This window comes from Methylophaga sp. UBA3603 (assembly GCF_002375335.1).
GTDB lineage: Bacteria > Pseudomonadota > Gammaproteobacteria > Nitrosococcales > Methylophagaceae > Methylophaga.
Window position 1 is genome coordinate 184,785 of record NZ_DFMC01000009.1, and the last position, 12,953, is coordinate 197,737.

At 45.1% G+C, this 12,953-nt stretch carries 13 protein-coding genes; 3 read left to right on the plus strand and 10 right to left on the minus strand.

Going from position 1 to position 12,953, the window contains the following annotated elements:
* Window positions 1-5: 5 nt before the first annotated feature.
* From dapE to dapC, 4 genes are all read right to left on the minus strand, one after another.
* The gene (gene dapE / locus B4F66_RS08105) at window positions 6-1,148 is read right to left on the minus strand and encodes a succinyl-diaminopimelate desuccinylase (RefSeq protein WP_292358035.1); all 1,143 of its coding nucleotides are present in this window, start codon (window positions 1,146-1,148) and stop codon (window positions 6-8) included.
* The gene (locus tag B4F66_RS08110; RefSeq protein ID WP_292358036.1) at window positions 1,138-1,482 is read right to left on the minus strand and encodes an ArsC family reductase; all 345 of its coding nucleotides are present in this window, start codon (window positions 1,480-1,482) and stop codon (window positions 1,138-1,140) included. The genes dapE and B4F66_RS08110 overlap by 11 nt, the downstream gene beginning before the upstream one ends.
* A 154-nt stretch (window positions 1,483-1,636) precedes the next feature.
* Window positions 1,637-2,458 (minus strand): 2,3,4,5-tetrahydropyridine-2,6-dicarboxylate N-succinyltransferase, encoded by an 822-nt coding sequence (dapD, locus tag B4F66_RS08115; RefSeq protein ID WP_292358037.1) that lies wholly within the window; start codon window positions 2,456-2,458, stop codon window positions 1,637-1,639.
* 16 nt (window positions 2,459-2,474) lie between these two features.
* Window positions 2,475-3,671 carry a succinyldiaminopimelate transaminase gene (gene dapC / locus B4F66_RS08120; RefSeq protein ID WP_292358141.1) on the minus strand — a complete coding sequence of 399 codons (1,197 nt, stop codon included), beginning with the start codon at window positions 3,669-3,671 and terminating at the stop codon, window positions 2,475-2,477.
* A gap of 74 nt (window positions 3,672-3,745) precedes the next feature.
* Here dapC and B4F66_RS08125 point away from each other — a divergent pair, with 74 nt between their 5' ends.
* Together B4F66_RS08125 and B4F66_RS08130 are read left to right on the plus strand one after the other, a co-directional pair.
* Window positions 3,746-4,630 (plus strand): DMT family transporter, encoded by an 885-nt coding sequence (locus B4F66_RS08125; RefSeq protein WP_292358038.1) that lies wholly within the window; start codon window positions 3,746-3,748, stop codon window positions 4,628-4,630.
* 203 nt (window positions 4,631-4,833) lie between these two features.
* Window positions 4,834-5,220 carry a VOC family protein gene (locus B4F66_RS08130; RefSeq protein WP_292358039.1) on the plus strand — a complete coding sequence of 129 codons (387 nt, stop codon included), beginning with the start codon at window positions 4,834-4,836 and terminating at the stop codon, window positions 5,218-5,220.
* Window positions 5,221-5,891: 671 nt separating this feature from the next.
* Here the strand turns inward: B4F66_RS08130 and ttcA are convergent.
* The 3 genes from ttcA to mobA are packed head-to-tail and all read right to left on the minus strand — an operon-like array spanning window position 5,892 to window position 9,125.
* Window positions 5,892-6,758, minus strand: a complete 867-nt coding sequence (gene ttcA, locus B4F66_RS08135; protein ID WP_292358040.1) for a tRNA 2-thiocytidine(32) synthetase TtcA — start codon at window positions 6,756-6,758, stop codon at window positions 5,892-5,894.
* On the minus strand, window positions 6,758-8,017 hold the full coding sequence (gene moeA, locus B4F66_RS08140; protein ID WP_292358041.1) for a molybdopterin molybdotransferase MoeA: 1,260 nt from the start codon (window positions 8,015-8,017) through the stop codon (window positions 6,758-6,760). Before moeA ends, ttcA begins: the two co-directional genes overlap by 1 nt.
* Complete coding sequence (gene mobA / locus B4F66_RS08145) at window positions 8,010-9,125, minus strand: molybdenum cofactor guanylyltransferase MobA (RefSeq protein ID WP_292358042.1); 1,116 nt, start codon at window positions 9,123-9,125, stop codon at window positions 8,010-8,012. Before mobA ends, moeA begins: the two co-directional genes overlap by 8 nt.
* Window positions 9,126-9,184: 59 nt before the next feature.
* Between mobA and B4F66_RS08150 the strand changes: the two genes are divergently transcribed.
* Window positions 9,185-9,808, plus strand: coding sequence for a retropepsin-like aspartic protease family protein (locus B4F66_RS08150; protein ID WP_292358043.1), 624 nt, complete (start codon window positions 9,185-9,187; stop codon window positions 9,806-9,808).
* A gap of 62 nt (window positions 9,809-9,870) precedes the next feature.
* Here the strand turns inward: B4F66_RS08150 and folE2 are convergent, their stop codons facing one another.
* From folE2 to dxs, 3 genes are read right to left on the minus strand one after another with little or no spacing between them, the layout of a single operon-like run.
* The gene (gene folE2, locus B4F66_RS08155; RefSeq protein ID WP_292358044.1) at window positions 9,871-10,680 is read right to left on the minus strand and encodes a GTP cyclohydrolase FolE2; all 810 of its coding nucleotides are present in this window, start codon (window positions 10,678-10,680) and stop codon (window positions 9,871-9,873) included.
* Window positions 10,681-10,688: 8 nt separating this feature from the next.
* Window positions 10,689-11,069 (minus strand): 6-carboxytetrahydropterin synthase QueD, encoded by a 381-nt coding sequence (gene queD / locus B4F66_RS08160; protein ID WP_292358045.1) that lies wholly within the window; start codon window positions 11,067-11,069, stop codon window positions 10,689-10,691.
* 47 nt (window positions 11,070-11,116) lie between these two features.
* Complete coding sequence (dxs, locus tag B4F66_RS08165; RefSeq protein WP_292358046.1) at window positions 11,117-12,940, minus strand: 1-deoxy-D-xylulose-5-phosphate synthase; 1,824 nt, start codon at window positions 12,938-12,940, stop codon at window positions 11,117-11,119.
* Between the last annotated feature and the right edge of the window lie 13 nt (window positions 12,941-12,953).

Consider the following 12,953-nt stretch of genomic DNA (forward strand, 5'->3'; position numbering starts at 1 on the left):
AGGGATTAGTTCACTAGCAATTCAGTGAGTAACTGCTGATAAATAGCCGACAATGTATCCAGATCGGCAACTGAAACATGTTCATCAATTTGGTGAATGGTCGCGTTTAACGGACCAAGTTCAATTACCTGTGCTCCAGTTGGCGCGATAAAACGACCATCGGATGTGCCACCAGAAGTGGATAGAGTTGTTTCATAACCTGTTACAGTTTTAACCGCCATCTGTACGGCTTCAAGTAATTTACCGCCTGCTGTACGGAAGGGTTTACCCGATAACACCCAATCCATTTGATATGCCACACCGTGTTTATCGAGAATCGCTTCGACCTGTTGTTGCAGTTTATCGTGAGTCACTTCAGTGGAATAACGGAAGTTAAAAATCATTTCTACTGTGCCGGGAATAATATTGGTCGCACCAGTGCCGCTTTTCAGATTGGATACCTGAAAGCTGGTGGGCGGGAAATCAGCATTACCCTGATCCCATTGCACCGCACATAGTTCAGCCAATGCCGGAGCAAGATTATGTACCGGATTATCTGCCAGGTGAGGATAAGCAATATGGCCCTGCTTGCCTTGAACTGTCAGATAGCCATTTAACGAACCACGGCGACCATTTTTAACCACATCTGCCACTTTGTCAGTGCTGGTTGGTTCGCCGACCACACACCAGTCGATATGATCCTGACGTGCCTGCAATGTTTCAATAACTTTAACGGTACCATCAGTGGCTGGGCCCTCTTCATCGCTGGTCAGTAAAAAAGCAATGCTGCCAGCATGCTGAGGGTGTTCAGCAACAAAACGTTCACAAGCCGTCACCATAGCAGCAATACTGCCTTTCATATCGGCTGTACCGCGGCCATACAAAATGCCGTCTTCAATTTTGGCGGCAAACGGTTCGTGGCTCCATTTATCTACCGGTCCGGTTGGCACAACATCGGTATGTCCGGCAAATACAAATAACGGGCCATTATGTCCCCGCCGGCACCACAGATTATCCACTTCCCCAAAGCGCAGGTATTCAGGATTAAAGCCACTATTCGCCAGCCGTTCTGCCAGCATGATCTGACAACCTTTATCGACAGGGGTGACACTGTCACGTTGAATCAAATCAATGGTGAGCTGAACAGTTTTGGAAAGATTACTTTGCATAGCGCGCCTGAAAATCAGATTCGTTGAAACCTATTGATATGCCGGATGCATCTTCTATAACCGGGCGTTTAATAAGTGTTGGATGCAAGAGCATTAACTCTATAGCAGCTTGTTGATCAAGCTGATCTTTACGCGGGTCTTCAAGCTTGCGCCAGGTTGTGCCCCTTTTGTTGATAAGCTGTTCCCAGCTGACGTAATTCAACCACTGTTGGATGATGGATAGATCCAGACCATCTGTCCGAAAATCATGGAATTGGTATGTAATCTGGTGCTCATCCAGCCAACGTCTGGCTTTTTTGACCGTGTCACAATTTTTAATACCAAACAATTTCATCGTTGCCGTTTCACCTGAAAAAGCCCACAGGGTAGGCGAATTGATGTTAAATGATACAGTATATCAATTCATTTTGCATCATTGGCTTCACTGCCGTGGAGCAGTGGTAAAGGCGGTAACTGCTATAAAGCGGTTACCGCCAATTACAATCTATTTAGATATCACGCAGTAATTCGTTGATACCGACTTTACCACGGGTTTTTTCATCAACCTGTTTCACAATAACAGCGCAGTACAAGCTGTAGCTGCCATCTTTAGAAGGCAGGTTTCCTGAAACAACTACAGAACCAGCCGGAATACGACCGTAGCTTATTTCACCGGTCATGCGGTTGAAAATCTTGGTGCTTTGGCCAATGTAAACACCCATTGAAATCACTGAACCTTCTTCAACGATAACGCCTTCAACCACTTCAGAACGGGCACCAATAAAGCAGTTATCTTCGATGATTGTCGGACCGGCTTGTAAAGGTTCAAGTACGCCACCGATACCCACACCACCGGATAAATGGACGTTTTTACCGATTTGTGCACAGCTACCAACAGTAGCCCAGGTATCAACCATGGTGCCGGAATCAACGTAGGCACCGATATTAACGTAAGAAGGCATCAAAACAACGCCTGGTGCGATATATGAACCACGACGAGCTGCTGCAGGAGGTACAACACGCACACCGGCAGTATTAAAATCAGCTTCGGTAAAGTTAGCGAATTTTGGTTCAACCTTGTCAAAATACTGTGTTTCACCGCCAGACATCGGGCGGTTATCATTCAAGCGGAACGACAATAAAACGGCTTTTTTCAGCCATTGATTGACGACCCAATCACCATTTTGTTTTTCTGCGACACGTGCTTTACCACTGTCGAGCATTCCCAGAACTTCATTGACGGCATTACGTACTTGCGCATCAGCATTGGCTGGGGTGATTTCTGCACGGCGTTCAAATGCCGTTTCGATAATCTGCTGGATATCACTCATCGGTTTCTCCAAATTATTAAGATAAGGTTTCAATATAGTCACGGATCCGCATGGCCGCTTCGACGCACTCATCTTGAGGTGCAACCAATGCCATGCGGATCCGGTTAACGCCAGGATTACCCTGTTTGGTATCTCTGGCTAAAAAACGTCCCGGCAATACGGTGACGTTATATTGATCAAATAAGCCGCGAGCAAAATCGGTATCGGCAATCGGCGTTTCTGCCCATAAATAAAAACTTGCCTCGGGCTGGGTGACATTCATCACTGGTGACAGAATGTCGAGTACGGCTGCGAATTTTTCTCTGTACAGGTGCCTGTTATGTGCTACATGCGCTTCATCTGTCCAGGCAGCAATAGAGGCAGACTGGGTTGATGGTGGCATTGCGCAGCCATGATAGGTACGGTAACGCAGAAAGGATTTCATGATATTGGCATCGCCGGCCACAAAGCCACTTCGTAATCCCGGCGCGTTAGAGCGCTTGGATAGACTATGGAAAACCACACAACGGCTTAAATCGGTATAGCCAGCTGCCACAGCTGCTTGTAATAAACCTACTGGTGGTAAGGCTTCATCAAAATAGATTTCGGAATAACATTCGTCAGCCGCGATAATAAAATCATATTCATGGGCCAGTTGAATCAGTTTGGTCAGCGTTTCAGCATCAACAATCGCACCGGTCGGGTTGCCCGGGCTGCATAAATATAACAACTGACAGCGTGACCAGACACTCGCGGGAACAGCATCAAAATCGGGTACAAAGCCGGTTTCTTCGGTGCAATTAAGCAGATAAGGTTCTGCTCCGGCCAGAAATGCCGCACCCTCATAGATCTGATAAAACGGGTTGGGCATAACAATCAGTGGATCTTTACGACGATCAATAATCGCCTGAGCAAAGGCAAATAATGCTTCCCGGGTGCCATTAACCGGCAGAACCTGCGATAACGGGTCGATATGTCCCGCTAACTGAAATCGTTGATCCAGCCAATTCGCAATAGAATGGCGTAATTCGATACTACCCGCTGTTGTTGGATAGACTGATAAGCCATGCAAATGACTGATGACCGCTTCGGTAATAAAACCGGGAGTAGGATGCTTTGGCTCACCAATGGATAACGAAATATGCGGCAGATCACTTGGCGGCTGGCAACCTTGCTGCAGTTCGGCTAGTTTCTCAAAAGGATAAGGGTGTAAAAGGGCCAGATCTGGATTCATTAATACATATCGCCGGATAACAAAAATCCGGCCATTATAACGCTTCAACTGACTGTCGTGTTATAAGCATCATTATGAACTTTGTAAATCCCATCGAATCCAAGCTGGCAATCCTTAGTCTGTTATTTGCTGCCACCATGTGGGGCCTTATCTGGTATCCCATGCGCCTGTTCGAACAGGCTGGCATGTCGGTGGTCTGGGTGACGTTGATCATGTACCTCACGGCAGGCATCGCCAGTCTGCCGATTTTTATCAAAAACCGTTATCGCTGGAAACATATTCCTGCCGATCTGCTTTGGCTGGCCCTGGCGGCTGGTATGACCAATCTCGCTTTTTTAGTCGCGTTGAATGAAGGTCAGGTAATGCGGGTGATGCTATTGTTTTATTTATCGCCTTTATGGTCGGTGATATTAGGACGCTGGTGGCTAGGTGAAAAGTTGTCTCTGGCAGCCATTGTTATGTTTGTGCTGGCCATGGGGGGCACGGTCTTAATGTTATGGCGACCCGAAGTGGGATTTCCATGGCCACATGGCCTGGCTGATTGGCTGGCCTTGTTTGCCAGTCTGTGTTTTGCGGTAAATAATGTGTTAAGCCGTAAGCTGGCTGCAGTGCCAATGGCTTTAAAAACCACTATTATTTTGTGGGGAGTGGTAGCAGTATCAATAGTCGTTTTGCTATTACAGCAGGCTTCCTTACCCTCAGTGGGTCTATCTGTATGGCTAAGTGCTGTTTTGGTGGGGGGCGGAATTATCATCGCCATGACAATGACAGTTCTATATGGTCTGGCCAGAATGCCGGTCTATCTGGCAGCAGTTATCATGTTGTTTGAATTGATTGTTGCCGCGATTTCCTCAGCTTTACTCACTACAGAAATGATGACCGTTCAGGAATGGCTGGGTGGGGCATTTATTTTTGTTGCTGCATTCGGAATTGCTCAGGTAGAAAAAGCCAATCGCTAAGCCTGCGGCCAATTTATTTTGATTAACCACTTTGTTTCACCCTTTCAGTCTTGGACTGTTTTCCGCGCTATTGTGTTGGAAATGACTTATGTAGAATGGTTACACCACGCCAATAGGCCTGGTTGAAAGAAACGACTCTGCTCAGAGGAGACTCTAAAAGAGCAATAGCCCTTGGTTTTTATTTTAATTTGCAGGAATTGTTTATGATTAAGTCTATAGCGCATGCCAGTTTTCTGGTGGCTGATTTAGCTACGTCGCTGAAGTTTTACTGTGATGTCTTGCAAATCCCTCTCAATCCGAATCGCCCTAAATTTGCCTATGACGGCGCATGGCTGGATTTGGATAACAAACAACAATTACATTTGATGGTATTACCCAATCCTGACTCGACAGATGGTCGTCCGGAACATGGAGGGCGGGATCGTCATGTCGCATTGCTTGTCGAAGATCTTGAGGCACTTGCCGAACGGCTGGAACAGGCAGGTGTAGAATTTTCACGCAGCAAGTCTGGTCGGGCTGCTTTTTTCTGCCGTGATCCAGATGGAAATGCACTGGAATTTGCAGAAGATTTTACTCCGCCCGTTAAGTAACTCAGGCATTTAAAAGAGACAATCAATGGCTTAGCGACTTACTCACAATTTCTGTGGATAAGTCTGTGTGTAACAATGGTGAAAAACGCTAAGTCGTTAATCTATAAAAGTGCTGTTCAAAATGGTTAAAATTTAACCATTTGCAAAATAGTAATAAAATCAAATTGTTACGTAACAATTTTGTATATTCAACAACTTAGCAAAACTTGTTGTAACAGCACTGTAACAATTTAGGAAAAAGTGAATAACTTACTGCGATTGGCAGCATTAAAAATCAAAGATTGTGCCATAAAAATTTATTTTTGCTTTTCACACAGCTAACTTTAAATCATCCTGCTATTTGATTCTTTCAGTGTTTAATATTTGAAATATTCATTTTTGTTGTTGTAATAGCCTGCTAGTCAATTAGTTAAAAGTGATGATCAATGGCTTAGCGACTTACTCACAATTTCTGTGGATAAGTCTGTGGTTAACATTGTTGAAAATCGCTAAGTCATTATTCTTTAACAGAGCTGCACTAAATGGTTAAAAAATAACCATATTTAAAATTCATTTAAAATCAATAATATATGGTTGTTTTGTGTACATTCAATGACTTAGCAAAGTATGTTGTAAGAGCACTGTAACAATCCATCGGAAAGTGCATAACTTACTATGCTGGTATTAAGAAATTACACTCGTGCTAATGCAGGAATGATGTGCTCATCAAAGGCCGAATCTTCATCACCTGTTGGTTCGAGGCGAAATTGCTCAAGTCCCTTAAAATCAAATAATTGCTGATCTGCCAATTGGGAGGGGGCCACATTCTGGATGCTACGGAAAATATTTTCAACACGACCGGGATGCTGTTTCTCCCAGGTTTGCAGCATTTCCTTAATCACCTGACGTTGCAGATTTTCCTGAGAGCCACATAAATTACATGGAATGATTGGGAAGGCTCTCGCTTCAGCATAGCGGGTGATATCCGACTCTTTGGCATAACAGAGCGGTCGGATAACAATATTGGTTTTATCATCACTCAGCAGTTTGGGCGGCATGGCTTTGGTCTTGCCGCCATAAAACATATTTAAAAAAAGCGTTTCAATAATATCGTCACGATGATGGCCTAAGGCGATTTTTGTGATGCCATGCTGACGCGCATAACCGTATAACGATCCACGACGTAGTCTCGAACAAATACCACAGGTGGTTTTGCCTTCAGGAACCACTTCCTTAACAATGCTGTAGGTATCTTTTTCGATAATATGAAATGGCACACCAATTTTACTGAGATATTCTGGCAATACATGCTCTGGAAATCCGGGTTGCTTTTGATCAAGATTGACCGCAATCAACTCAAAATCAATTGGTGCGTGATCGCGTAAATTCAGCAAAATATCGAGCATGGTGTAGCTGTCTTTACCACCTGACAGGCATACCATGACTTTATCGCCATCCTGAATCATGTCGTAATCAGCAATTGCCTGGCCGACCTGGCGGCGTAGCCGTTTATGTAATTTGTTGAATTCGTGTTGTTGTTTCAATTGATTTTCAGACATTAGATCAGACCTGCGAAGGGTTGCACGGTGACAGATTGACCGGCAGCCACACCGTCACAATCTTCATCCAGTAAAATAAAACAGTTGGCATGACTCATGGAATGCAGAATGCCGGAGCCCTGTTCGCCGGTCATCGTAACTTCCAATTGATTGGCAGAATTGCTGCGTAATAATCCCCGTTGAAATTCGAAACGTCCGGGACGCTTACGAATATTCTCAGCTGCAATCGCCTGTAATACCATTGGCGCGTGATAAATAGCACCCGCCAACTTGTGTAAAGCAGGTTGTACAAACTGATAGAAAGTTACCATCACCGAAACCGGATTACCGGGCAGACCGAAAAAATGAGCATCTGCAATTTTGCCGTAAGCAAGCGGCCTACCGGGTTTCATTGCGATTTTCCAGAAATGCACTTCGCCGAGTTCATCCAGCAATTGCTTAACATAATCGGCTTCACCCACTGACACGCCACCAGAGGTAATCACCACATCGGCTTCCTTGGCGGCCTGCAGCAAAGCTTCACGTAATGTGTCGGGATTATCGGTAACGACTCCCATATCGATGATTTCAGCATCCAGACGTGTCAGCATGGCATGCAAGGTATAACGGTTACTGTCATAAATATCGCCGGGGTTCAATGTTTCGCCAAGCGAACGTAGTTCATCCCCTGTAGAAAAAAATGCCACCCGAATTCGACGACGAACCTTTAATTCTGCAAATCCCAATGACGCCAGTAAGCCTAAATCGGCTGAGGTAATTCGACGTCCTGCAGTAAGCACCACAGCGCCGGTCTGAATATCTTCTCCGGCGAGTCGCACATTTTCGCCGCTATGATGTTCCCCGTGCAGCGTTATCAGATCATTATTAACTTCAGCTTGTTCTTGCATGATGACCGTGTCACAACCCTCGGGCATCATTGCACCCGTCATGATTCTTACACATTCACCGGTATGAACGGTTTTGTCGAAAGGTTTGCCAGCAAAGGCACTGCCCACCCGTTTTAATGAGATTAATTGATGCTTCAAATCTTCGCCACGTACCGCATAACCATCCATTGCCGAATTAGCATGCGGAGGTACGGATAGCGGTGAAATCACATCTTCATGTAATACCTGTCCCAGCGCATCGCGCAATGCGACTTTTCTCCAGCAGCTGATTGCTGATATCTGCTGCAGAATTTTCTCTCTGGCGTCTTCCACTCTCAGAGTGTTAACGGGTTCAGGAGTGGCGCAGCTTGGTTGGGGCGTAAAGTCAGTCATGGTGGTATTGCCGAATATAGTTGTTTATAAAGTTCAGGATGGCGTCCAAATCGTTTAAATTCAATACGGGTATTTGAGGTTCAATTGTCAATTCGGAGTCAGTGGCAATGGCAATAATATTGGGATCATCCGGAAACAACAGAGGTTTACCAATGCTTGCGCGATGTAATTCCAGCTTCGGTATTGCTTCCTGTTTAAAGCCTTCGACCAGAACCAAATCCAAATTTTCTAAATCCAGACGCGCCAGACAGTCGGATAAAAGTGGTTCTTGTTGTTCATTTTCATTGGTTTGCATCAGTGCCAGCAGTTTTCGGGAGGCCACTAGTACCTGACTGGCACCTGCTTCACGAATTCGGTAACTGTCTTTACCGGGCTGATCGATATCAAATAGATGATGCGCATGTTTTATAACCGCTAAGCGTATTCCGGCAGAGCGAAGTTTAGGAATCAACTGGGTGAGTAAGGTGGTTTTGCCAGTGCCACTAAATGCGGCAATTCCCAATATAGGTACTGAACAGGACAAGGCAGGTGATTGCAGGTCTTCCGGATGATTGAAATTGGTGAAACTCTCAGGTTGGTCAGAAAAATCTACTTCAATCATTCCCTGTTGCTTAAACCAGCGATCAATCTTTCTTTCCCCAGAAGCGAGATATTTCTGTAAATCCTCTGCCAGTTCACAGTGTAATAATGAAAATACTGGTTGAATACGCTTGCCATCGGTGGCGACAGCGATTTTTTTACCTGAGCATAATAAACTCTCCAGCATGCGTTGTCGTAACTTCGGACTGGGAGAGGGGCTGTCACAGGGAGCCGTCAGAATATAATCGGTGGTTGCCATTTGCATTCCGGCCAGCATGCCAGCCAATGGTCCTTGAAAGCCGGAAAGCGAATCGCTGATGACAGGATAGCCAAATTGTTGATAACGCTCTATATTACGATTAGCGTTGATGAGCAACTGCTCAACCTGAGGTGCAAGATGATGAATGACATGCGCAATCAACGGCTGATTTACGTAAGGTATCAGGCCCTTGTCATTACCGCCCATACGGCGTGCTTCGCCACCGGCGAGAATGATGCCGGTCACGGTAGGGTAAGTTGATTCAGTCATGCTGTTTGCAGTTAATGGCTTTTTGTTGAGTGGGTACAATGCATAAAGTAACAATATCAATGTTCATTATACTGTGTATTCCACAGAACGTATGGTCACAGGATTTGCAGATTCTGGTCATGGGGCTATATCGCGACCATGCCGTGTTGGAAATTAATCAGCAGCAACATTTTTTATCTGTTGGACAGCGAACTCCGGAAGGCGTGACCTTAATCAGCGCAAACAGCAATCAGGCAATATTGGATATTGCAGGCAGGCAGGGTGTATTTGAACTGAATAATCGGGTTGGTGCTATGTATTCGGCCCCTGTTGAAATGCCTGTAGTGAGTATATGGCCGACCAATGGGATGTATTTGACCAGTGGTTCAGTTAATGGATATACAGTAGATTTTATGGTGGATACTGGAGCATCAGTCATTGCTATAAATGGTGAGACTGCAAAACGGTTAGGCTTAGATTATCTTAACGCGAACCAGATTGGTGTCAGAACTGCTTCTGGTGTTGAACTTGCTTACAGTATCGAACTGGAATCAGTGCAACTAGGTGATATTTCACTGGAAAATGTTGCGGCTGTCGTGATTGATGGTCCAGAACCACAACGGGCTTTATTGGGAATGAGTTTTCTGAATGCGTTTGATATGGAACGCAAAGGCGAACGGCTGGATTTACGCCAAAAATTCTAGTCAAATAAAAAAGCCAGTTGCGGGTGCAACTGGCTTAATTAGTAAAAGGCATCTTCAGTAAATCAATCAAAACCCTGAGTGATCAACGCATAGGCTGAATGATTATGAATCGATTCAAAGTTTTCTGATTCGACTGTATATGCTTTGATACGGCTATCGGCATTTAAACGCGCTGCAACGTCGCGAACCATATCTTCAACAAATTTCGGATTGTCGTAAGCATGCTCGGTGACATATTTTTCATCCGGACGCTTCAACAAACCATAGATTTGGCATGACGCTTCGTCTTCTACCAGATCAATCAAGTCTTCAATCCAGATAAAGCTATCTGTTTTCACGGTCAATGTGACATGTGAACGCTGATTATGTGCACCGTAATCCGAAATATTTTTTGAACATGGGCACAAGCTGGTAACCGGCACAATGACTTTGACAGTCATGCTGGTTTTCTTGGCAACAATTTCACCAATAAAACTTACTTGATAATCCATCAGACTGCGGACTTTTGAAATCGGTGCTTCTTTATTTACAAAATAGGGGAAGCTCATTTCAATGTAGCCGGATTCAGCATCCAGACGCTCAGTCATTTCGCCCAACATGGTATGAAATGACTTAACGGTAATTTCACGTTCATGTTGATTAAGAATCTCAACAAAACGTGACATATGTGTGCCTTTAAACTGATGTGGCAGATTCACATACATATTAAAATTGGCAACAGTGTGCTGTTCACCGGTAGTGCGATCACTGACCACAACAGGATGGCGAATATCTTTTATGCCAACTTTATCAATCGCAATGTGACGTTTATCTTTGATGTTCTGAACGTCTTCGATTTCTGCTGCAGCTATTGGCTTGTTTTGATCGGTCATGATTCGGGTTAATCCTCACTATATTTGACACAGGCACGGTCGGTTTCCCATACCGTGACACCAGAGACTCTGGCTGTGTCGGTGTTTAGCGTATCGCTAAGGCGCTGGTAAAAAAACTGGGCGATATTTTCTGCCGTAGGATTAATCTCATCAAACGGTGGAATATCATTCAGATAACGGTGATCCAGTGTTTTTGCTAACTCACGAGTCGCCGTTTTAATGGTTTTAAAATCCATGCCCATACCATGCTGGTTAAGTGCATTGGCAGTGACTTCGACTTCAAGTTTCCAATTATGGCCATGCATGCGACGACAATCCCCAGGGTAGTCCCTAAGGGTATGTGCAGAGGCAAAATCAGCCAGAATTTTTAAGGTATAGGTGGCGCTCATAATGTTGACTATTATACTCGGGAATTAACCTATCGAACAGGCTATTATTACGCAAAATAACGATTGATGGTATCGATAATGCCACTTGCATCCAACCCACAGGCACTGAGCATCTGGCCATGATCACCATGCTCAATGAAGTGGTCAGGCAAGCCCATCATCCGCAAATTTGTCTCAATACCCTGCTGTTGAAAATATTCATTTACCGCGCTACCAGCTCCACCCATCAGTGCATTTTCTTCAATAGTGATAATCAATTCATGACTGGCAGCAATTTCATCCAGTAGCGTGGTATCCAATGGTTTAACAAAACGCATATTCACCACTGTGGCATCAATTTGCTCTGCAGCGTCAAGTGCTGCATGCAATAAGGTGCCAAAAGCCAGAATGGCGGTCTTTTTGCCTGTCCGACGGGTTTGTGCTTTACAGATGGGCAAGCTATTCAGTTGTGGTTCAATCGCCGTACCGTTGCCACAACCGCGAGGATACCGCACTGCGGCAGGGCCATTATGATGATATCCGGTGGTTAACATTTGCCGACATTCGTTCTCATCGCTGGGTGTCATTATCAGCATATTCGGAATACAACGCAGATAACTTAAATCAAAACTTCCGGCGTGTGTTGGCCCATCAGCGCCTACCAATCCCGCCCTATCAATAGCAAATAACACCGGCAGGTTTTGCAGAGCCACATCATGAATCAATTGATCATAAGCGCGCTGCAGAAAGGTTGAATAAATGGCAACTACCGGTTTTTTGCCTTCACAAGCAATGCCTGCAGCTAACGTCACGGCATGTTGCTCTGCAATGCCGACATCAAAATATCTTTCTGGAAACCGTTCAGCAAAAGCATTCAGACCGGAGCCTTCACACATAGCGGGTGTAATCGCAATCAGATCTTCAGAAGCTGTTCCCATATCACACAGCCATTGACTGAATACTTGGGTAAAGGTTGGACCGGATTTTTTATTGCTATTGGCAGGGCTTACACCATGATATTTACAGGGTTGCTGCTCAGCAGGTTCGAAGCCTTTACCTTTTTTGGTCACAATATGCAGGAACTGAGCACCTTTGCTGTTGCGCAGATTGCTTAACGTGGTAATCAAGGTGTCAAGATCATGGCCATCAATCGGGCCAATATAATTGAACCCCATTTCTTCAAATAACGTACCTGGCACCATCATGCCTTTGACGTGTTCTTCGGTACGTCTTGCGAACTCCCACGCAGGCGGAATTTTTTCCAGCATTTTCTTGCTGCTTTCGCGGGCAGAGCGATAAAAACGACCAGAAAGTAGTCGGGCTAAATAATTAGCCATGCCACCCACATTTTTGGATATCGACATTTCATTGTCATTGAGTACGACCAGCATGTCAGCATTCAGATCACCGGCATGAGCCAACGCCTCGTATGCCTGACCTGCTGTCAGTGCACCATCACCGATAATGGCCACAGAACGACTTGGTAAGCCGCTGGCCCGAGCGGCAATCGCCATGCCTAAAGCGGCGCTGATTGATGTACTGGAATGACCGACACCAAAGCTGTCATAGTCACTTTCACTGCGCTTGGGAAAACCGGAAAGTCCTCCGGGTTGACGCATGGTATGCAGTTGGTCTCGTCGTCCTGTCAGGATTTTATGAGCATAACTCTGGTGACCAACATCCCAGACCAAATGGTCTTCAGGGGTGTTAAACACATAGTGCAGAGCCAATGTTAGCTCGACAACCCCCAAATTTGACGAAATATGTCCACCCGTTTGCTGAATCTGATCAATTATTAATTCGCGGATTTCGATCGCTAATTGATCCAATTGTTTACGTTCTAATTGACGTAATTGGGCAGGGGAGTCGATTTGTGCAAGTAAACTTGTCATGTTAAATCAATGT